16 protein-coding genes and 1 other RNA gene are annotated in these 23,258 nt (G+C 43.1%); 4 read left to right on the top strand and 13 right to left on the bottom strand.

The features are described 5' to 3' along the window. Positions 1-58: 58 nt before the first annotated feature. Positions 59-1,900, bottom strand: a complete 1,842-nt coding sequence (locus AC1HDP_RS01900) for a DUF885 domain-containing protein (RefSeq protein WP_479637454.1) — start codon at positions 1,898-1,900, stop codon at positions 59-61. A 69-nt stretch (positions 1,901-1,969) separates the two neighbouring features. Here AC1HDP_RS01900 and AC1HDP_RS01895 point away from each other — a divergent pair, with 69 nt between their 5' ends. Next, positions 1,970-2,482, top strand: coding sequence for a diguanylate cyclase domain-containing protein (locus tag AC1HDP_RS01895; protein WP_479637453.1), 513 nt, complete (start codon positions 1,970-1,972; stop codon positions 2,480-2,482). A 141-nt stretch (positions 2,483-2,623) separates the two neighbouring features. Here AC1HDP_RS01895 and AC1HDP_RS01890 read toward each other — a convergent pair whose 3' ends face one another. The 10 genes from AC1HDP_RS01890 to AC1HDP_RS01845 all read right to left on the bottom strand — a co-directional run bounded on the left by AC1HDP_RS01890 (position 2,624) and on the right by AC1HDP_RS01845 (position 18,495). Beyond that, complete coding sequence (locus AC1HDP_RS01890; RefSeq protein WP_479637452.1) at positions 2,624-3,877, bottom strand: tetratricopeptide repeat protein; 1,254 nt, start codon at positions 3,875-3,877, stop codon at positions 2,624-2,626. A 2-nt stretch (positions 3,878-3,879) separates the two neighbouring features. Further along, a complete protein-coding gene (locus tag AC1HDP_RS01885) occupies positions 3,880-4,506 on the bottom strand; it encodes an energy transducer TonB (RefSeq protein WP_140932217.1) in 627 nt (208 codons plus the stop codon). Between the two features lies 1 nt (position 4,507). Then, positions 4,508-4,912 (bottom strand): ExbD/TolR family protein, encoded by a 405-nt coding sequence (locus AC1HDP_RS01880; protein ID WP_140932216.1) that lies wholly within the window; start codon positions 4,910-4,912, stop codon positions 4,508-4,510. 14 nt (positions 4,913-4,926) lie between these two features. Beyond that, positions 4,927-5,454 carry a MotA/TolQ/ExbB proton channel family protein gene (locus tag AC1HDP_RS01875; RefSeq protein ID WP_140932215.1) on the bottom strand — a complete coding sequence of 176 codons (528 nt, stop codon included), beginning with the start codon at positions 5,452-5,454 and terminating at the stop codon, positions 4,927-4,929. Beyond that, a complete protein-coding gene (locus AC1HDP_RS01870) occupies positions 5,454-6,806 on the bottom strand; it encodes a MotA/TolQ/ExbB proton channel family protein (RefSeq protein ID WP_140932214.1) in 1,353 nt (450 codons plus the stop codon). Before AC1HDP_RS01870 ends, AC1HDP_RS01875 begins: the two co-directional genes overlap by 1 nt. Next, complete coding sequence (locus AC1HDP_RS01865) at positions 6,806-7,588, bottom strand: DUF3450 domain-containing protein (RefSeq protein WP_479637451.1); 783 nt, start codon at positions 7,586-7,588, stop codon at positions 6,806-6,808. Before AC1HDP_RS01865 ends, AC1HDP_RS01870 begins: the two co-directional genes overlap by 1 nt. 606 nt (positions 7,589-8,194) lie before the next feature. Next, positions 8,195-10,960, bottom strand: coding sequence for a TonB-dependent receptor (locus AC1HDP_RS01860; RefSeq protein WP_479637450.1), 2,766 nt, complete (start codon positions 10,958-10,960; stop codon positions 8,195-8,197). A gap of 446 nt (positions 10,961-11,406) precedes the next feature. Then, positions 11,407-14,157, bottom strand: coding sequence for a TonB-dependent receptor plug domain-containing protein (locus AC1HDP_RS01855; RefSeq protein ID WP_479637449.1), 2,751 nt, complete (start codon positions 14,155-14,157; stop codon positions 11,407-11,409). Positions 14,158-14,570: 413 nt separating this feature from the next. Next, the gene (locus AC1HDP_RS01850; protein WP_479637448.1) at positions 14,571-15,755 is read right to left on the bottom strand and encodes a porin; all 1,185 of its coding nucleotides are present in this window, start codon (positions 15,753-15,755) and stop codon (positions 14,571-14,573) included. A 223-nt stretch (positions 15,756-15,978) separates the two neighbouring features. Further along, a complete protein-coding gene (locus AC1HDP_RS01845) occupies positions 15,979-18,495 on the bottom strand; it encodes a DNA polymerase II (RefSeq protein ID WP_479637447.1) in 2,517 nt (838 codons plus the stop codon). A 172-nt stretch (positions 18,496-18,667) separates the two neighbouring features. Between AC1HDP_RS01845 and dinG the strand changes: the two genes are divergently transcribed. From dinG to AC1HDP_RS01830, 3 genes are read left to right on the top strand one after another with little or no spacing between them, the layout of a single operon-like run. Continuing rightward, positions 18,668-20,740 (top strand): ATP-dependent DNA helicase DinG, encoded by a 2,073-nt coding sequence (gene dinG, locus AC1HDP_RS01840; protein ID WP_479637446.1) that lies wholly within the window; start codon positions 18,668-18,670, stop codon positions 20,738-20,740. Between the two features lie 10 nt (positions 20,741-20,750). Beyond that, complete coding sequence (locus tag AC1HDP_RS01835; protein WP_479637445.1) at positions 20,751-21,407, top strand: primosomal replication protein; 657 nt, start codon at positions 20,751-20,753, stop codon at positions 21,405-21,407. Between the two features lie 9 nt (positions 21,408-21,416). Then, positions 21,417-22,145, top strand: coding sequence for a DUF2057 domain-containing protein (locus tag AC1HDP_RS01830; protein ID WP_479637444.1), 729 nt, complete (start codon positions 21,417-21,419; stop codon positions 22,143-22,145). Positions 22,146-22,597: 452 nt separating this feature from the next. Here the strand turns inward: AC1HDP_RS01830 and ffs are convergent. Together ffs and AC1HDP_RS01820 are read right to left on the bottom strand one after the other, a co-directional pair. After that, positions 22,598-22,694: signal recognition particle sRNA small type (gene ffs, locus AC1HDP_RS01825), an RNA gene on the bottom strand. Positions 22,695-22,835: 141 nt separating this feature from the next. After that, positions 22,836-23,240: a ComEA family DNA-binding protein gene (locus AC1HDP_RS01820; RefSeq protein ID WP_479637443.1), complete on the bottom strand. Its 405-nt coding sequence runs from the start codon at positions 23,238-23,240 to the stop codon at positions 22,836-22,838. Positions 23,241-23,258: the final 18 nt, after the last annotated feature.

Here is a 23,258-nt window from a genome sequence, read left to right as displayed (position 1 = left end):
CTGGTAACTAGGAATGAATAACTAAGCTTCTAGTCTTTAATCCCGCTATTAATAACGGCTATGACTTAGGCTGCTTGTTGACAGCTATCCAAGCATCAATTTTTTGCTCTAACACTGCCATAGGCAGTGAGCCTGAGGTTAAGACTTCATCATGAAATGCTTTAAGATCAAAGCTGTCTCCTAAAGCCGCCTTAGCGCGCTCCCGCAATTCTAAGATCTTTAGCTGACCTATCTTATAAGATAGCGCTTGCCCAGGGATTGCCATATAACGCTCAACCTCAGCAATAATATCGCTCTTAGCCATGGGCGAATTATCCTGCATATAAGTAATAGCTTGTTCGCGACTCCAGCCTTTAGTGTGTAAGCCGGTATCAACGACTAGGCGCATGGCTCTGAGCATTTCATCCGATAACTTGCCAAAATATTGATAAGGGTCAGAAAACAAACCCATTTCAATACCTAACTCTTCTGCATATAAAGCCCAGCCTTCTTCAAACGCGGTATAGCCGCCAAAACGCTGAAAATCGGGTAGATTTTGTAACTCCTGCTTAATCGTTATTTGGAAATGATGTCCAGGTGAAGCTTCATGCAGAGATAACGTCGTCATTCCCCAAATAGGCTGCGCCATCAAATTGAAAGTATTGATATAAAAGATACCAGGACGTGAACCATCAATGGCAGGCGCTTGATAAGAGGCACCCGCGGCAGATTGATCTCTGAACGCTTCCACAGGTTTCACCACATAATCAGCTTGCGGTTTAACATTAAAGTATTGGGGCACAACTTGGTTAATGGTGACTCTTAAACTATCGTAGCCCTTAATGAGTGCCTCGGCGCTGGTATGAAAATACTGAGGTTCAGTCGATAATGACTTAAAAAACGCCTTAAGATCGCCATCAAAGTTAACCTGCTGCCTGACTTTATCCATCTCAGTTAAGATACGAGACACTTCCTGCAAGCCCACTTGATGAATGTCATCAACTGACATCTGGGTAGTTGTGTGTTGATTGGCCAAATGTTGATACCAAACCCGGCCATTAGGTAAGGCCCACCAGCCATCACTGCCGCGACTAGCTGGCAAATACACAGTTTCTAAATATTGCTGCATGTCATCCAGCGCAGGATATATCTTAGTTCCTATCATCTGTTTGAAATTAGCACGCATCACCTCTTGCTCGGCTAACGGCACAGCCTTTGGAAACTCTGCCACAGGTTGATAAAACACGCTGTCTTCAACGACTGGCGCGCGCATGCTTTTAATCTGCTCAATCATGCGTTCAACCAGAACTCGTGGCAGTACCACTTTACTGGCAATACCATCATTCATGCGCTGCTGCGCCATCTTGATCCACACAATAAAGCTATCAACCCGCGCGAGCCAAGCTTGATAATCCGCAAGGGTCGCGAACGGCTGCGCACTCTCACCGCTGCCTAATTGCATCAGTAAAAATAACTGACTATCAAATTGATTTAGCGGCATGAAGCGTTCAGGAAAAGTTTCGCTTACGAGGGCTTGCTCGCGCTCGTAAATAAAAATACTGCGGCTTAACTGTGATTGGGCTGATAACGCAGCGGCATCAATTGCTTTAACTTGGGCTAAAAAATCGGTATTGAGTTGATGACGTTTAGTCAGATATTCATCGCTTAAACCGTCAGTAAATACATGATTGTAATCATTAACGCCTACATAGGTGGCAAAGATAGGCTCAAGCGCTAGTAGCTTGGCAAAATAATCGGCTGTCAGCTTTTGATAAGCTTGCTCGGCATTAACCTCAGCTGACTTAACCGTATCAACCGCAGACGGTTGGCTATCATTTAGTGCCCCAGTTACCACACCATCATCACATCCCAATAGTCCGAAAGCGAGGATAATCCCTGCCAGTGTTTTCTTCTGTTTCATTTTTATTCTCCAGATGCAGGCTTTTTCCCAGATATTTCTATACTTATGATTAGGACAGGGAGGCGCCATATGATTTATTCATTTCGTAATGCCAGCTTTAGAGATCCACAAACTGGTATCTATAACCAAGAATATTTTCTTGAGGTATTTAATCGAGAATGGTATCGGCATTTGCGTGAAGAGCAAAGCTTAGCGCTAGTGTATCTAAGGCCGCATATTCATGAAATGATTAAACATCATAAATTACTCGAAATATTCAGTCATGACATTGAAAAAAGTTTATTAAGAGCGACCGATTTAATTGCGAAGTTTGACAAAGATATCTTTGCCTTAGGTTTATTTAACATTAATGAAGAAGGCGCGGATGTAGTTATTGCAAGAGTCGAAGAGCAGATAAGTCAGTTTGTGGCAACTTATGGCCAAGATCATAGTTTTACCCTTGACTATAAAATTGCCTCTGGCGTGTGCGTTCCTGATAGACGCAATAATATCGAGCAGTTATTTAATTTTGTGGAGCAAATCAGTGATGATTTAGAGCGGCAAAACCAACATTTAGCGCTTAAATATATGCAAAGAGCGTAACAGCCTGTACCACTTTATTATTCAATAAGTTAGCATTAATTTATGCCAAAAGCTAATCGCTAACCCACCAACTGGACACGAAATGTCGCTAGTAAAAAAGCCCGCTATGCGGGCTTTTTAAGGCATTAAATCAATAAACTATTACAAAGTAACGTTGTAAATACGCGCTTTTTCTTTGATATATGCCATATAACTCTTAGCACTGCGCTCTGTCTTCTTATCATTGGCAGCTAATACTGCATTATTATAAGCAGCCTTATACTGTTTAAGATTCAAATAGGCCAAAGCCATTTCAAACTGAGCTTCTCCTGGGTTTTTAATCCCAGCATCTAACGCTTTTTTCAACGCAGGAATAGCTTTTTCATACTCTTGACTTAAGGCTAACAGCCGGCCTTGTCGCAAATATAAATCACCATCGCCACCAGCATCAGCAGCTAAGCCATAATATTGTGCAGCTTTAGAGGTTTCTTTCGCATTTTGAAAGAAAGTCGCTAATAACTTATAGGACTTAGCATCTTTAGCGATAACACCACTATCCAACGCCTTTTGATAAATCTGAGCCGCACGGTAAGGTGACTCTTTTTGATTTAACAATTGGGCTAAACGGGTAATGTTAGCGTCAGTATCTAAAAAGCCATTTTTGTAAGCTAAATCGTATGTCGCTAGCGCTTTATCATAGTTTTCAGTAACTACATAAAACTGAGCTAATTGAACCCACAGGCGTTTATCTGTTTGCCAAATTGGGATCATCACCTCAAGCACAGAAACGGCATTTTTATACTGTTTCTTGTTGTAGTAAGCCGTCAACTTCATCTGATATAGCGTTTGATCTGGCTTATCAGCAAACTCGATACCTTTATCTGCTACCGCCAGCACTTTATCCCACTGTTCCAGCTCAGTGTGGGCTACCCCAATGCGCTTATAAATATTGGCATCATTGGTTTTACAGGTAAACTCCATCCACTTGTTGTAGTAAGGGATCGCCTCTTTATACTGTTTCTCTTGCAACAAGATATCAGCATATAGACGTAAAGTAGCCGCATGGTCAGTACCACTTAAAATATTGGCATCAACCGCTTGTTTCAGATATTTGCGAGCCGCCGACATGTCGCCTTTTTCGGCATAAAAGTTACCGAGCATGCGACCTACATAAGCCTTATCAAATGAATCAGAAGGATTTGCTTCTAGCAAAAGCCCAATGGCCTCATCTAAATTGCCGTTAGTATAGGCTTCGTAAGAACGTTGAACTTTCTTACCACTGCGCTCACCAACTGCTTGTGACTTACGTGTATCAACCGGGCAATCGCCTTTGGCCATGGCCACTGGCGATAACACTAGACTGCCACCACAAAGGGTTAATAATAATGCTGTGGCACATTGAGTTACTTTACGCATACTTATCCTCCCTGCTGTGCTTTATCTAGTTTAAAATCAAGTTGAACTGTCATGCCTGGTTGCTTCATTGGCTTGCCATCAACAATCTTCGGCTTGTACTTCCACTTTGACAATGCACGCTTGGCCTCACGATCAAATAAGCGCTTTGGCTCAGCATTCATGATTTCAATATCTTCAACGCCGCCGAGCTCGTTAATGGTAAAACTCAGCTGAACAAAGCCTTCTTTACCATCGCGTAACGCCTGCACTGGCCATTGGGGGTCAATACGAACAACCGGGGTGGCATCGCCATCTCGTGTCATCATATCGCCAAGTTTAAAGCCGGTACTCACACCCTCTGCCGCTACGCCATTCATGTTGAATGACATATTGGTGTCGAGGTTAGAAGACGTCTCAGGTGGAGCTTGCTCCAACTGCGGTGGCTTTTCTGGTGGTGGTGGCGGCTTAGGAACTACCCTTGGCTTCTTTTGAGCTGTCGAATCCTGTTTATCCATCGTTATTTCAATAACAGGTGCGTCTTCTCCGACGTCGGCGCGCTGGGCGCCGCCACCAATCAAAAACGCCATAAACACGAACAGAGCAAAAGTAATAGCAGCACCAACTATGATTGATACTATTGCTCTTAGCATATTAATCCTTCCCCGCTGATACGGATATTTTAGAAATACCGGCTGACTTAACTTGATCAAGAACCTTAACCACTAAGCCGTGCTGAGCGTCTTTGTCTGCTTGAATTAATACAGCAGCTTCAGGCGCTTCAGCCAACATACGTTCAACGTTAGCCGTTACTCGTTCGATATCAACCTGACGGTTTTCCATCATAATCACGCCTGTCTTACTTACACCAATAAAGATGTTCGCAGAAGGCTTCGTGGTCGCTTGGGACGCTTCAGGCTTGTTGTAGTCAAGACCTGAAGGCTTAACAAACGAGGTCGTCACAATAAAGAAGATCAGCATGATAAACACGATGTCTAGCATCGGTGTCATATCAATTTGCGCTTCATCATCCATTACGGAATGCTTTTTACGTGCCATGTTTAATATCTCTTCTAGTGGTGAGACAGGCTGTCTTTCAGCTTTTCCAGACTGATTTTCATCTTGGCATCTAACCGAGTGCTAAAAAACACCCCAGAAAGCGCCGCAACCATTCCCGCCATTGTCGGCACGGTCGCCATTGAAATACCAGCTGCCATCATACGAGCATTACTCGTCCCATGTACTGCCATTACATCGAACACTGCAATCATACCGGTTACCGTGCCAAGCAGACCTATCATTGGACAAACAGCTACCAGAGTTTTAATTAACAGCATACGCGCGTTTAATTCTTGCTTTGCTTGAGATATCCAAGCTTCACGGATGCGGTGTGCATACCAGGACGTAGTATCTGTCCTCTGTTCCCATGTAGCGATAATGGCTTTATGTTGATTTGGTGACACCCAATTGAGGTACCAAAAACGTTCAAGCATTAACACCCACATTAAAAACAACACTACCGCAACCAACCAGAGGACATCGCCTCCGGAGGCCATGAAGCCCCTGACGGAATCCCAAATATCCATCAGGAATAGCATCATTAGTCAGCCCTCTTCTCAGCGTGTGCGGCTATGATACCAGCACTTTGCTCTTCAAGAATTTGTACGATTGTCTTACTGCGAGCCACTAGAATGGCATGTAATAACATCAGAGGTAATGCTGCAACTAAGCCCTGAACTGTGGTTACCAGTGCCATAGAAATACCACCTGCCATCAGCTTAGGATCGCCAGTACCAAACAATTGGATACTTTGGAAGGTTGCAATCATACCTGTTACTGTACCTAACAGACCCATCATAGGAGCAATCGCCGCCAATACCTTAAGAATTGGAATACGAGCTTCAATGGCAGGTGTTTCTTTCAAGATGGCTTCATCTAACTTGAGTTCTAAGGTTTCAACGTCAACATTCTTGTTAGCTTGATAAACCTTCAAGATACGACCTAATGGGTTGTTACCTGGATTGTCCACATTCTTGCTCTGAGCCTTAACTTTGGCACCAATGACATACAGAGTAACAAGACGCTCAACAGAGATCAGCGCACCTAATGCCAGCAGTGCCAGAATGATGTAACCAATCACGCCACCCGACTCCAGACGGTCTTCAAAGGTTGCTTTCTGAGTAAAGATACTCAGTAACACGCCTTTAACTGGGTCGATGTACAATACTTCAGTGCCAGCAGATGCGGCCTGGAAAGGCTTCACTGTATTAACTACATAGCCATCAGGTTGTTGTGACAATTCCTGAATGATGTTAAGTTCATTGTTGTATACAACATATTCACCGTCGGCTAATAAGTTGAATGGACCCACACGAGTAATAGTGGTGTCACGTACGTTACCTTCAATATCAGTCACTTTACCCTGGAAGTTTACGACTTTGCCGCTTTCTACCATTTCAAATAACTGTGCTTCCCAGAATTGCTGCAATTCTTCAATCTTAGGTAACTGTTTACGAGCACCTAAATCGGCGATAAATGCATTGCGACCAGGATATTGAGCGCTAATGTTCGAACCCACTAACTTACCAGCGAAATCACCGGCTTCACCTTTAACCACACCAAACATTTCCCCCAAGTCACCTTGAGCTGTCTTTAAATCTTCTTCTAACTGAGCAATTTTACGCTCGTTATCAAGAAAGGCTTGGTTAAGATCAATACCACGCTGACGTTCAGCCGCTAAGCCATCTTTTTCACGCTTAAGCATGGCGGCTTTATCGCCACGTTCAGCTTGAAATTCAGCTTCACGTTTACTGTTAGTTTTCGCAGAGTTAGCGCGGTCTGCTTGTACTTGCTGAAATAATTGATCGATATTTTTAGGCTGTTCGGCAGCAATTGCCGTGCCCGTTAACGCGAAAGTTGCTGCTACTACAGCTGAAATAATTAACTTTTTCATTATTGTGCAGCCTCCGCCGCTGGAACTGGTAATGCGAACATATCTGGTGCGCCTTGCTTACGAGCAATGCGAATACCTTTGGTCAGTTCACGCATATAGCTGTCAGCCAGTACATCCCAAGATTTAGTTTCTGGGTTATATATCCAACCAGAACGTTGATCTAAGCTTTGCGCGTACAGAGCGACACGACCTAAGTTAAAGAAATCGACTAAGACTTCTTTACCATCTATGTTAATTTGGCCAGGCTTAACTTCAACAAAGTTACCGTATTCACGCTCAATACTGTAGGCATCTAATATCAAACGATATTTTTCAGCTAAAGAGACTTCTGCTGTATTGAGAAGAGTACGCAAGTTTTTAACACGTTCAGCACGAACATCTGAGTTAAAAGGTAAATCTAATTGAACGAACTGCTCCAACGAATCAACCATACTAAACATCAAAGGCACCACGCCTTGACGTAATTTGTCGATACCATTGATATCGGCTTGGATTGACGACATGGTGTTTTGTTGATCGGCAACTAAAGTCGCCACATAATTGTTATAGGCTTTAAGAGATTCACGCTCATCAGCGACAGAGCTGTATTCAAACAGCATGTCTTGCGCCTGATCAAAATGTTTATCAATTTTTTTCTGTGACGCAGCGCCTTCAGCGTGAATTTTGCTATCCGCTTGTTGCACGTCGGTAAGTGGATCTGCGACCACTAGGTTGCTGCTGGCTAACGCCAGAGCGCCAACAAGTGCAGTAGCGATTTTTGTTCTATTGCTTACCTTGGACATAGTTCCCAACCAATTTGAAGTGAATAAAAAGTTAACTTGCAGATAAAGGATGGCTTCGCGACACCTTGAGGGTGAAACTCACATACGTTACTGCTAAGTATGTCTTTCTCTTGTGATTGTTAGTATTTTATTTCGCTCTCTATATTCAGTACAAGGTATAGAGACAGAGGCATCATTTCACAAATTGTTGACCTATGTCAACAATTCGGCTTGAGCAAAAATAACAAAAAAAACATTTATCACACTTAATCATTCAAACTAAGTTGAGTTGTTTCTTGTTAAGCCTTTTTACTCAAGTAATACACTTATTTATACCACTAAAATCTGGTATAAAACAATACCTTAAGCATAGTGCATATTGACTATTGAGCAGGCTTTGTTCAACTTTTAGCAAAGGTAAACTCAGTCGTTTTTTGGCGTTAGCATGAATAAAAGTAAGCCTTATGCATTACATTGGTATTGTTAATGAAAAAATCATTATCAAAAATCAAAAACTCAGCTCAATTCGTACTATTTTTCAACTAGATTAATCCAATAAAAAAATCCGAACGTTTTACACGCTCGGATTTTTAAAGTTAATACGCTAATTAAGTATTTAAATCTAACTTAAAACTTTACGTCAGCTTGTAGATAGAACGTTCTACCAAACGAGTCGGTATAACGTGGGTCATAACCCACTTGATGGCCTGAACCACCGCCGCGTAATGATAACGATGGCGCTCTATCAAACAAGTTGGCAACACCAAAGGTGGCATTAAAGTTTTCAGTAAAGAAGTAACGTGACTGGAAATCAACTGTGGTGTACGAAGGTACATGTAATTGAATATCCACACACTCCCCAGCCGCATCAGTTACAGAACAATCATCTTTTGACTTAAATTGATCTTGATAACCTGACTTGTATTTAGCAATTAAACTCGTTTGAGTATCACCGACGGTTAAGGTAGTTCCTACGTGTGATACCACTCTAAAGGTCACAGAATTATTATCACCAAACGCGCCAAGGCTACTAATGTAGTCATTAGTACCAGGCTTAGTGTACTCACTATCTATCATGTAAGTCCCTACAAAGTAAGATGACAAATCACCCCAGCCTAAATCGTTATTAAGGGTTACATTCCAATCAACACCACTGTATTTTGCCTTACCAATATTCACTGCTGTTTGTAAAATGGCCAGCTCATCTTCGCCGGTGGCTAAATTGCGCTTGGTAGTGAATAAGTTGCGATACTTTTCTGCTTCAGAGAAAATTTGGTCTTCCGTTAGTGAAGTGACCTGATCTTCCATTTGAACATTCCAGTAATCAACACCAATGCTGAAATCTTTGCTTGGTGCAAATACACCACCAAATGAATACTGTGTTGATTTTTCAGGTTTTAGCTCAGGGAAACCTTGGGTAAATATTGAGTATTGTGACAGTCCTGGTAAACAGAAAGCCGCTAATGGGTCACCAGCAGGGAATGGGCAAGAGTAAGAATCACCGGTTACACCAAATTCTGCACGTGGACGCGCAATTTCCAGCATGGATGGAGCCTTAAAGCCTGTACCGTAAGAAGCACGTAACAACAAGTCTTCAGTGGCTTGGTAGCGAGCACTGAACTTATAAGTCACATCGCTAACCGAATCATTGACTGTCGTGCCCGCGTGGTTATCATCAACACCACCAATAGCGTCATACCGCAGCGCGCCTGTCACTTCAAGATCTTCAATCACAGGAACCACTAGTTCACTAAATAAGCCATAAGTGTTGCGCTCTAAATCATAAGTGTCATCCGTACTTAAAAATAAAATCTCTTCATTTTTGTTAGCCTCCGCGATATTTTGCTTAAAGGATGTCTTACGGTAATCCGCACCAAAGCCCAAATAGGCTTGGCCCGCATCCATTTCAAATACTGGTAATGAACCTTTGAAATCCCCGCCTAAGGTGTCAATGTTGTTACCGCTCCATGGACCAGAGTAAATGGCTTGTGCAAGTGCGTCTTTACTGGCTTGGTCTAGTTCTGATGGTGGTACAAAGACGTTAATACTACCGCTACTAACAGCTTTAAGGAACGGTTCGGCAAGTAACCAGCCGGTAGGATAGTTTTGATCTTGATCATTCGTTGAGTAAGTCAGTGCGGCTTCGAAATCAAAATCATTGATAGTACCATCAATACCCGTGACTAAATGCACAGCGGTTGTATCGTATTCAGTGGTGCGATTGCCCGCAGGTAAAGCTCGCCATCTCGACTGAGTATCCAATTTCCCTGCATCATAAAGAGCTTTTTCAGCGGCGGTTAAATACGGAACAATATATTGACTGACAAGCGCAGAGTTTGCAGGGATTGGAAAGTAGCCAGTAGGATAAGGGGCAATACGAGTTGTGGTTGAATGTTTGGCAAACACACCCTCAGCAAATAGCTTAATCTCTTCTGATAAAGCAACGTCGGCGTTAACGAATATGCTATCCCTTGAACTTTCAGGAACAATTTCAATGGTAGAAGTAAAGTCAAAGAAACATTGAGTGCCAACCAAAGCGTTGTTTGGCGCACACTCACCATTAGCTTTTTCGTAAGGATTGAATACTCTCCAGTTGGTTGTGCCTTTTTCCCGCACGCGTGCGTTACCAGGAATCGCATTACCGGAACCGTTGAAGAAGGTATAATCCTTACCCGCATTTTTGAAGTTAATAATACCAGAGCTGGCAAAGTCACGATCTTTTGAGGATAACTGGCTTTGATCATCGTGAGTATATGACAACATCACATTATAACCATCGGCATCAAAGTCACCAAAACCACCAGTGATACTACCATTCCAGCTATTTCCGCCCGACTCTTGAGGTTTATCGTAACGCCCTTGGAGTTGAACACCTTGAACATTATCTTTTAGAATAAAGTTAACCACACCAGCGATAGCATCAGAACCATACAATGCCGATGCACCGTCGGTGAGTACTTCAACGCGTTCAATGGCGGCTAAAGGAATGCTCTGAAGGTCAATAGTCGAACCTGAGGTTGATGGTGCTAAGCGGCGACCGTTAATCAACACTAAGGTATAGGATGCACCTAAGTCATGAATAGATGCGGTTTGCAAACCACCACCGCCACCACCGACCGAGTCAGCAGCAACAGTAAAACCTTGCATTGAAGGTAATTGCTGAATTAATTCAGCGGTATCGACAGCGCCTGATCGCAAAATATCTTCATTAGTAATAACGGTAACAGGCAACGCACCTTCCATATCGATACGTTTAATACTTGAACCTGTCACTTCAATTCGTTCAATTTTTTCTTCTGCGGCAATAGCCGAACCGACACCAAATGCAGCGACTCCAGCACTACCCAGTAAAGCTACTTTGATGGAACGAGCTAAGAATTTATTAATAAACATTAGTCTTTCTCCCAGTCATCTCTTGTTATTTGCCAACCCAGCGTGAGTTGGTGACACATTTACACCATAAAATGTGTACTAGCCGCACCCATGGAAACACAAAACAAACCTTTTGACAACAATTGCGCAACAAACACCACCAATCAGCGCGACTCTTTTATTTCATTTTTTACATTCAAAGTCAGTCTCTTAGGGGTAACAACTAACTTTGAATCAAGCAACAACCAGTAAGGACGCATAAGCACTTGATTTTCAAGGGCTCAATTAAAAACAATAAGTGATGGCTGTATTGCATGAGTTCAGCAAATAACAACAAACTATAGACATGAATAGATGGGGACCTTCCATATATGTAACAAATGTAGGGTCTGGCGTTGGTTTGTTTTGATATGACATGATCAAAAAAGGCCTCCGAAGAGGCCTACTGCACTAAATGATTATTTCAATTAGAAACTAACGTCATACTGCAGGTAAGCAAAACGACCTATGTTGTCGTATGAACCTTGCTCATAGAATGGCCAGCTGTATGGGTCACTGAATGATGGTTGACGGTCGAGTAAGTTACGAATACCCATGGTGACTTTATTGTGGTTATCAATATTGTAAACACTGGTTAAGTCAAATTGTACGTAACTAGCTACGTGCTGAGCTCGGCCAATATCGGTCAAATCACCGTTGGCATCGACTTCAGTACCGACATCATACCAACCCACTAACTGGCACGATTTATTACCAGTATTGCGTTTTTGATATTGATCGTATCCTTGTAACCAACGCGCATTTAACGTGGTCGCCATATCACCAGCGGTATAAGTGACATTACCATTTAAACGCCATTTTTCCATGGCATCATCTTCGGCCCAATCACACAGAGGCTGAACTGCTGAAGATTGCGTCTTATACGATAAATATTGCTCTGCACGTAATACCGCGCTCAAGCCACCAAATGAGAAATCACCAGCGTATTGCAGGTCATAAGTTAAACCTGTTGCACTCTTCTCGGTAAGGTTTTGTAAGTTAGTACGTACATAACCAGTACGAGCCGTGTCATCTAAACGACCCTGCGCGTTACGAATCACTAAATCCGTTAATTCACCCACAGCTTCGGCATCCAGAATTTCCTGCATGCTTAAACTGCCGACTATGTTATCCACCGATAATGACCAGTAATCCACTGAGAATGATAAATCATCAGTGAACTGATAAACACTGCCAACGTTATAAGAAGTTGAAGTTTCGGATTCTAAATTGACGTTTCCGCCAGATTTAGAATTAAGCTCTAATCGCTTACAATCAGCACTCGCAGGATTATTACCAGCAGCTTTACACAGCTTGGTATCAATCGCGAAAGTCACACCTGATGATTCGTTCAAATATAAGCTATCTAAACTTGGTGCTTTAAAGCCGGTGCCATAACTGGCACGCAGCAATAAGTCTTCAATCGGGGTATAAGCAATTTTGGCTGAATAAGTCGCCTTACTGTCATCATTCACTTCCCAATCAGCCATGTCGTAACGAGCGGCTAAGTTGACTTCAACATTTTCAATCACAGGCAATGAAACTTCAATGAAGCCTGCATTGTTAGTCGCGCTACCGCCACCGTTTGATCCAGCGCCACCAATCACTTGACCGGCAACTGATGCGGGATCTGAGCGATCTGAGTATTCTTCTTTGCGATAATCAAGACCTGTAGCCAAGCCAACATCACCGCCCCACAAAGTGATAGGCGTAGTACCTGCAAGCACTAATGAGGAGAAAGCCATCTTAAACTCACCGGTGCGGTGAATCGATGCTTGCAAATCTTTACAAGTTTCAGATAACTGCGCTGATGAACAGTCGTTGATAATGAAAGGATTTAGCGCGCCAGAAGCAAATGCCTCTTCCACACCTTCAATTAAGAGTTGACCCGCTGAGCCAATTTGACGGTTAGTCAAACGAGAAAAACCTAAGTCGTAATCTAAGTTCCAGTTATCGTCTAGGTTGTAATTTAAACCCACCACAGATTCAAACGTTTCGTTAGTATTATCCTTTTCACGATTAGGGAAATCGACATAACGGCGACCGACCTTAACAAAAGCATTACCTGCTTTAAGTTCTTCGATAACTTTTTGACCTGTCACTTGATCATCTTTATAGCGATCGTTCAACAAGAAATCATATAAGTACGGGCTGCTAGTGACATCAACGGCACCTGGTGATGGCGCATTCGAGGTGCGCGTGTAAGCACGCGAATAACGGAATTGACCATCAAGTTTTAAGTCAGCATTAAACTCATGATTAATCGCGGTAAATATGGACTGTCTGTCTGATGCTGGTTGAATTTGATATAAAGGGGCGAAGTCATAAGCGCAGCGACCACTACTTAAAATATTCTCAGGAGGACAATCAGACCAAGGCTTAGTGCCTTGTGTTGCTGAAACAGTACCTTTTTTACCACCAATTTGAGTAAAACCAGGAATGCCCCAAGTTGATTGACCATCACCGCCTTCATGGCCTTCGATATTAGCCGTACTACCAAACTGGCGATCTGTGGCTTCGATCGGTTTACGCTCAAAATATTCAGCGGCAAATAACACGTTAGTCTTATCGTTAGACGCGCCAGTCACCAGCGAGAAATTAGATTCATCGGCGTCCATATGTTCAAGCGCTGCGCCATAGCGAGCTGAGACATCTAAACCGTCAAAATCAGTTTTAGTAATAATGTTAATAACGCCAGCTACCGCATCAGAACCGTAAATGGCAGAGGCACCATCAGGTAACACTTCAATACGCGCTACCGCAGCAATAGGTAATTGGTTAACGTCGGTAAATATTCCGCCAGCAGAGTTTTTCGGCAGACGGCGACCATTCAATAATATCAAGGTGTAGTCAGGGGAAAAACCACGCAGGCCAACAGACGAGGCACCAGCGGCTTGGCTTAATGTTGATGATTCGTTAAAACCACCGGATGATGCTGTAGTACGTAAGAATTCAGCCACCGTTGCAAAACCCGTTTTATCGATATCTGCAGCGCTAAAAATGGTTACTGGGGTCGCAGTTTCCATATCGGTGCGTTGAATACGCGAGCCTGTCACTTCAATTCGTTCAACTTTATCTTGTTTAGCTTCAGCCGCAAATGTTGGGGTACTAAATGCTGCGGTGGCGGCGCCGCTAATTAAGGCAACGCGAATAGCCATTGTCAGTGTGTTGTTATCCATTACTCATTACTCCCTGGATTTTTAATTATGTTTTCGTATTAATAAAGTTCATTGCGATAAACAGGTAACTTCAGTAAGCCACCTATTTGACGCAATAAAAACATAACCAACGACAAATAACAACATCCCACCCATAATATTCAACATAGATTTATCACAGCGTTAACATATTGTTTTTTAACGCTAGATCAACAGCCTCCTTAACAATATGGCAACAATTGTAATGTAAGGGTATAAATTTGATAATTGATCATATCGCAGACGAAAATTTCAAATACTAAGAAATGAGAAGTGGCAATACGCTATTTAAATTTAAACAAAAAAAATGGATTGAAATTAATCAATCCATTTCTATTTTTAAAGCAACAACGTGTTAACACAAGCAACAAGTTGTTACTTTGATATATTGTTAATTAAAACTTATATGCCATACCAACAACGAAAGCATCACCTTCACCATCAGCAGCTTTACCAGCTAAAGGACCATTGATGTTGAAGTCACTGAAATCAAAACGACCTTCAGTGTACACAGTCAACTGTGGAGTCCATAAGTAATGTACGCCAGCAATCAGAGTTTCACGCTTGAACTCATCGCCAGCTTTGTAAGCTTCGGCATATTCATCGCCAGCTTTTAAGATGTTGTAAGAGACGATTGGGCGCAACTTGTTGGCAAAAGTGTAACTAGCAAAAGTTTCAAGACCTACAGATTCAGGCAGTAAACGGCCGGCGTTATCTGTGTCGTGGTTTTGGTTCTTGTTAACGTTAGCGGCTAAATACAGACCGTCATTCATGCTACCGTAAGTCATACCTACGCCATAAATGTAATCAGTTTCATCACGCTGAATACCATTTTCGGTAATGGTCAGCTCACCAGTATTACCACCAGCGATTAAGTTCAGCTTATCGGTAACTGCATAAGTGGCAGAGAAACCATAGGTATTCTGGTATTCAACCGTTAATGGAGTGGCTCGAGCAAAAGCCGCATCAGGATTAGAACCACCGTCTAAGATATCTTCAACTTCAACGTCATCTTGCTGCAGTTGGAACTGCAGGCCAAAGCTAAAGTCGCCTAAGGCATTGCGGTATTGAATGGCTTTGTCAGGACGTCCGGTACCGTTGAAAGAACCGTCTGATTTGTTATAGGTATAAGTGCCTGACGCGTTACCATCGAAACCGATAGCATTGTTGGTGCCGCCTGAAACGTCATACCATACGCTCCACTGCTTACCAAAGCTTAATTGACCATATTGGTCATGGCTCAGGCCAACATAACCTAAACGGTTACCGAGGAAGTTGCCCTTAGAATCTGAAAACTGACCGTTAGTATTAACATTAACGGTAGTGTTACCAAATGGGTTAACAGCCCACTCGAAATTACTGAATGCGCTCCAACCATCATTCAGCTGATGCTTGGAGGTGAAAAAGATACGTGACCAGCCAGGAACCATGTCAGTTTCGCCATGGCTGCTTACCACACGAACGTCAGCGATGCCGCCAACGGTTACAGAATTTGTGTCGTCGTTATAAACTTCTACTGCATATACTGCTGGCGCGGCGATAATGGCGGCCAATGCACTTGCTACGAGTGTCTTTTTCATTTGAGTAAACCTAACCTTTGTTATTTTCAATTTGTCATCCCCATTCCGTTGCTTTATAACTTTCCTTGTTGCAGCGAGATTAACAAAACATTAGTAGTCACTCAAAGATGAACTATCCAGAAATATGCGCAAGTTATCACTTTTATGCTTAAAACACCTGAATTTAACAAAGGTAGCACCAAGGATTAACCCCCAAGACCCAGCAATCAAACATTAACACCAGCTAAATTAACTTGAGTTGTTGACTGGTGATATTTTCGAAATCTAATTTCATTATCGAAAGTACTGGATCAGCAATCGCTTTTAATTGTTTATCGATGTAATAGTCATAATCCAGAGCGCTGTATTGATAATCGACAGGCTCTGCGCCCGCTTGCGTCATGACATAAGTAATGCTGGTGCCTAGATGACTAAAACGACTATTGCCACTGCGCTCCCACGCTAAACGAGCAGCTTTTACATGAGGACTGGCGGTAGCGCGATAATGATTGAGATCGCGCCGCAGCCGTTTAGTGAAGACTAACTTGTCATCATAACGGCCGGCATTAACATCTAGAATGACTTGCTTTAGGTAGGATTTAACATCAAGGCCCTGAAATAACAGTAAATATAATTGATACTGAACTTCTTTAGCAAATACGGTCCAGTCACTGCGCACTTGCTCCATGCCTTTAAAAGTCAATTGCCAGTGGCCATCATGTAAGCTCGCGCCGACATAGCGCTTTTTACTACCCACCTCAGAATCACGCAGGGTTGGCATCACAAACACGTGATAATGAGCATCAAACTCCAGCTCCAAATAACTGTTAATACCAAGTTCACTGGCAAGCTTTTGTTGCCACGCTTGATTAATCTCAGTCACTAATTGCTGCGCAGTCGAGTTGACATCATCCACCCCAGCTAAATGCACAAATGTAGAATCGGTATCGCCATAAATCACCTTAAAACCGCGCGCTTCAATCCAATCTCGAGTTAACTGCATGATTTCATGGCCGCGCAAGGTGATTGAGCTAGCAAGTTTGGGATCGTGAAACACGCAAGATTGGCTACCTAAGACGCCATAAAGTGAATTCATAATAATCTTAATCGCTTGCGATAACGCCTGATTACCCTCGAGTTTTGCTTGCTCCCGCGCCTCACTTAAACGCGCCACTATGCTAGGTAATATCGGTTGCTCCCGACTAAACCATGCTCCTAAAAAACCTGGTACAAGTTGATTATCATGGCAATGGTCATTCTCATGAGTCTTTGTGCGATAATCTTGGCGAGTACTAATTTGCGTGCTAAAGTCTGCGCTATCTTCAGTGCTAGTGCGCCGTTCACGCTCACTTTTTTGGTGCAAGCCTTCCACTAATCCTTTGGGGTCAATAACAAATGTGCGAATAATTGAAGGGTAGAGGCTCTTAAAATCCAGCACGACTATGTCTTGATATAACCCCGGCAGCGATTGCATTACATAGCCACCTGGGCTATCGGCTTGTAACACTTCATTACCTATGGGCGCCACATAACCATGCCTATGTAAGTGCGGTAAATATAAGTGCATAAAGGCAGCGACAGATGCACCAACGCGGCCGAGTTCCAGCCCTGTCATACCTGCGCGCTCAAGGGCAAAAGCCAGCAACTCCTTACTTTCAAAAATTCGCCACACTAAGCTGCAATCTTGCAGGTTATATTGCGCCAGTGCCGGTTTATCAAGATTAAATAAATGAGTAATTTGTTCGACTTTATTTTTAGTAGAATCAATCAGCTTACCGCTTGAAAATAGTTGTTGTGCGACAAACTCGAGGGAATAGCGTTCAAACTGATAGAAGGCTGCCTTTAACCATTCAATACCATCAAGCACCACTCGCCCTGGAATGATAAGGGTATCACTGCGATGCACATCTTTAACCTTCCAGCTTAACGCCCGCCCTGCCCGCCCAAGCAATAAAGGTAACTGATAGCCCTGCGCGCGTTGATGCAATAACGCTAAGTCAAAATTGACCACAGACCAGCCGATGATGACATCAGGATCTTGCTCGATAAACCAATCCATTAACTTGAGCAGTAACTGGCGCTCATCATTAACATACTCAAGTTCAAACTCGCAATCGCCTTCAAGTCTCTGCCGAGTGCATTGAGTGTCATTACCAGAATTGGCGATATTATTAGCGCCGTGACTGTTAATCATTAGCACCCGTTTATCACTGCCGCTGTAAAGCCCGATAGAGTAAAGCGCTCCAGAAGGGGCGCATTCAATATCTAATGACACCAAGCTCAATTCGCGCGCTGCCAGGGCTAAGGCGGGTCTTGCCTGAGTCATCTCAAATATAGGCACGCCATTATCATCGCCACGCCACTGACCACGGCACTCAATATCGAGATGAATATGGCGCTCCATTAAAAAGCGTTGCTCCGGCCTAAATTGACTCTCGTAAATGGGTAAACCGAGATCTAAGCCTTGCTTATACAATTGCCCCATAGCCGCCATAGAGGGCAGCTGCAGCAAAGTTAATGCCTGCCTCGCAAAGTTAGTTTGAGTGACGGGGCGACTCACACGAATATCAGTGCGTAATTGGCGAATTCGCGCTTCATCTTGCTGCAGGCAAAAACAGGTAGGCCATTGTTCTGCCATTTTGGCAAGCACAGTGCCATTTTGGGTGGCGATAAAATATTCAGCCCACGCTTGGCCTGAGGAAACTTGCCAGTGACGGCTTAAAATCCGTCCTGAAATAGTCGTGAGTACTGACAATGACACGCAAATATCCAATAAAGGTTTAAGGATGAATAGGCTACACTGAATTAGGCTGAGCTGCACTCTGGCATTGCTTGAGCATTAGTTCAGGCATTCGCTTCACATTGCTTGCACTAGTTTCACCGACCGCCAAATACTGATATTATGTACAGCCATTTTGCTAACGATTGCGGCCATGCTTCCTGATCTCGTTAAAACCCAAATCCGCACCATTTACAAAGCTGTTGCTTCGGCTATGCCTCACTTTTGCCCGCGCCGGGAACAGAACTATATGGTGGCAGAAATTGCCAAGACTTTAGTGGGCGAATACGATCAAAAACGCCCTATTATTGTGGTTGAGGCCGGTACCGGGATTGGTAAGTCATTATCCTATATTTTGGGGACCATACCGTTAGCCCTAAATACCAAGAAGAAAGTGTGCATTGCCACCGCAACTGTTGCTTTGCAAGAGCAGCTGCTGCATAAAGACTTGCCATTTTTTAAAGAAGTGTCCCAGCTAGATTTTCGCTATGGCCTAGTCAAAGGGCGCCAGCGTTATGTGTGCCTTGCGAAATTAGAACTGCTTTGCGGTGATAGCAATATCGACCAAATGGCCCTGTGGCAAACTAAACCTGACAATAGTCAGGTTGAATTGCTGCAATCTTTACTTAAAGATTATCACGCCAAACGCTGGAATGGTGAGCTAGATACCTTGCCGCAAGCTATCCCTGACTATTTATGGCAGCAGATATCTTGTGATAAGCATTCTTGCCAACGCGGCCACCCAAGTCATAGGCAATGCCCTTTCCATCTGGCCCGTGAAGATATGGACCAATGGGATGTACTAATCGTTAACCACAGCTTGCTGTTTGCTGATCTTGAACTCGGGGGCGGCATCATATTGCCAGATCCTGCCGAGCTTTATTATGTGATTGATGAGGCCCATCATTTACCATCGGTTGCTCGTGACTTTTCAAGTGCCCAAGCCACAGTCCGAGGCAGTATTGACTGGTTAGATAAAGCCTTAAAAACCAGTAAGAAACTGCAAGACTTGATTAAATCATCACAAGTCAATGGCCCAGTGCAGCAATTACAAGATGATGCCGGTGAATTAGCTCGCCTGCTTAATTTACTGGCCACCAGCTTAGATGCGAACCCTAAGATGTTTGCTAATCTTGATAATCGCTGGCGCTTTGAGCATGGTAAATTACCGCAGCAATTAACCAGCCATGCCAATGATTTAGCCAAGGCCAGCGCCACGACCTTAAAGAACTTTACTCGTCTGCAAAGCCTGTTAAATGAAGCCATTAAAGATGGTGACGTTGCCAAAGCCCAGGCCGATAGTTTACAAACCGATGTTGGTTTTACTATTCAGCGCCTAGAAAACATCAGCAAGTTATGGAAGATGATGGCCAAAGAAGACAGTCCTAAAGGCGCCCCGATGGCGCGCTGGATTGAAGTCATCAACAACCGCCAAAGTGATTTTTTAGTGTGCGCTTCCCCTATCGAAGTTGGCTATATGCTTGATAGTATGTTGTGGGAAAAAGCTGCCGGCGTGGTGTTATGTTCAGCCACACTGCGCGCCTTAAATAAATTTGACCATTTTGCCCATCAAGTGGGTCTTGGGCTCAATGATGGCAGTCGCTATTTGGCATTAGAATCGCCCTTTGATTATAAAAACAATGCCACCTTGTTTTTACCTAAGATGAAAACCGAGCCGACTGAAGACAGCTATACCGAAGAATTAGCCCAGCAAATAATTCAACTGGTTGAAGATGAAACCGCCACCTTAGTGCTATTTGCCTCTTATTGGCAAATGGAGAAAGTGGCCGACTTAGTTAAGCCTAAGTTAGGTAAGCACTTGTTAATCCAAAGTACTGATTCACGCCAAATGCTGCTGGAGCAACATAAAAAACGTTGTGATGACGGCCAAGTATCTATCTTGTTTGGTACTGGCAGTTTTTCAGAAGGTTTGGATTTACCAGGGGATTATCTAACTAACCTGATTATTACTAAGTTGCCGTTTTCAGTTCCTACCTCACCGGTTGAGCAGGCGCATGCTGAATATATTAAGTTACGCGGCGGTAACCCTTTCATGCAGTTAACAATTCCTGATGCTTCACGTAAATTAATTCAAAGTTGCGGACGTTTATTGCGTAAAGAGCAAGACTATGGTCGTATTACCATATTAGATAGACGATTAGTGACTAAGCGTTACGGTCAATCATTGCTGGACTCGTTACCACCTTATCGTCAGGTAATTGAATAGGCTTATTATTATGGCTTTAGACCCGTTACTACAATTACGCCAACAGCTACAACAACTGGAACAAGAAGTGCTACAGCATGACAGGTTGTTAACGGCGACCGCTTGTCGGCTAATTCAAGATACTGAACGTTTTAATAATGAGTTATTTGTGCAGCATGGCGCCGCCCTTACGCCATGCATTAAGCAAATTAGAACGGCCATTGAACAGCTTGAAAAACAATTGCGGATGAAATTAAGTCCACAATTGATTGCATTAAGTTGTCAGCGCATTCAAGATAAATTTATTGCCGTTAAAAAAGCCCTGACCTCGACCCAAATCAATGTTAAGGCCGCGCAGCAAACCCAAAGAACCCGTAAAACCCTATGGGCTAAGCGCCAACAAACTCAGCATGAACAAACCGGCTTTGAGTGGATTGCATCGGCGGTGATGCAAAATAGCCATGATTTATATCAAGAATTGAATAAGCATTTGAATTGGGCTGATAAATTCACACAAAAAATCGCTGAACTCGATATGCATCTTGCAAACTGTCATAGTAATGACAAAATCAAGTATCAAAATGAAATCCTATCAATGCATAAACGTTTAGGTAAATGCCGACAGGCAATTACCTACATTGAAGATAGGATCCAAGCGCTCGAGCGACCTAACTTTAGAAATAGATAAGGAGTTTCAATGAAATATTTAGTGCCAACGACTGCTTTTGCGAGTTTATTTTTCAGTGCATCTATATTGGCGTCAAGCTTAGAGATCCCGCTTAATTTTGAATATTTGGCCCTTGATGGCCAAGAAATTTCAACCACTTCGTTTAAACATAAAGCTGAGTTAGATTTAACCCCTGGCACACATAAAATCGCGATTCGTTTTCATGATATGGTGCAAGATCAGTACAGCGACAGCCAAACTTTCGTTAAATCATCCCCCTTTATCATTACCTTAGATGTGCAGGATAACACTGAATATCAGTTAGCTCCCGCCTCTGACTTAGCGCTCAAAGACCCAAAGAAATACGCAGAAACACCTAAGGTCAATATCAACAGCAACAATAATTCGCCGGTAAGTTTCCAATATGTATTAACCCATTATGAAGAGCCAAGCTTCTTTAGTCGGTTATTTACTGGTAGTCAAACGGCCAAAATTGATGCCAGCACAGCTGCTGCCACTGCTGTTGGCACTAGCGCTATGGTTCAAGCCAATACTCAGACAACGACCAATCAAGCAAATAGTGCGGATGCGATTGTGATAGCAACTGGCGCAGCGCCAGCGGCATCTGGTGTAGTCACTGCGCCAGCCACCGCCGTTAACGATGGTGCTAACCCAGAGCAAATGCTGCAATACTGGTGGTTACAAGCGGATGATAATACTCGTAAAGAATTTATGGGCTGGGCCATTAAGCAGCTGTAAGCTTAAGCGTAACAAATCTATTTACCTTTAGCTTTGATAAATGAGTTTTGATAAATAGGTTTTGATATATAGTTTTGAACCGCACTATGGATGCTAACCCTCTGGTTAGCATCCAGTTTTACCATCATCTATCCACAGTTAGTCTTAATCACAGTCATGCTGCCTGAATTTAGTGTATGCATTCGCAGACTAGTTCATAACGTTAGCAATGACGTTTAAGCACAAATGCCAAGTGCTAAAAAGCCTTGCTACAAAAATGGCAAATGAAACAGTAAGAAAGACCAAGAAAACCAAACAACAGCTTACTGAATTAACAACTAACTGGATTAATACGAAACGATTACATTAAATGACCATAAAACAAAGGGATAAATTAATTTACGCTGGAGAGTTATTGGTATAACAAGAAGGTTGAATTGATTTTAAGCTAAGGAATAAAACGATTTGGAGGTTCCCTAGAGCCACACCCCGGCACACGAGTCGCCTGCTGCGGTTGCTCCCTTCCGGGCCTGGCCGAGTTCACAGGTTATCATTGCGGGGGGACCCTAGGTCACCATTGATTTATCAGGATTTCTCTCTGACAACGAAGACATTATCCCTTAGCCCCTTAAGATATTCAAGCATTAAAAAGCCACTAACACTATTAGTGGCTTCAAGTGAACACTGATTGAACAAATACCACCTTTGTGATTATAAAACCAGCAGATTACGGTTACTATCCAGCGTCTTAGGACCTATGCCTTTCACATTCAGCAAGTCATCAATCGATGAAAACTTGCCATGTTGTTTGCGATAATCAACAATCGCTTGTGCTTTAGACGGGCCAACCCCATCAAGCATACTTAATTCTTCCACGTTTGCGGTATTGATATTAATCCGCATGGCTTGGCCGACACTCGACTTAGGCTTCTCCATGGCGCCTCGCGCTTCAGCTTTAGCCTCTAACGCTTTAGTGCTCACTTTATCTGTTGCTGTGCTAGTGACTGCTTTGGTGCTTTCATTCACCGCCTTAAGCTGTGGTTCTGCGGCTAACGCTGATGGCACATACAAGCATGACAACATAGACAAACCAAAAATTGACATTATTTTTCGCATTCATGTTCTCCAATGAGT

Source organism: Shewanella sp. ISS20 (assembly GCF_056522965.1).
The sequence above is the reverse complement of the archived record's forward strand: the minus strand, read 5'-3'. Positions and strand labels throughout refer to the sequence as shown.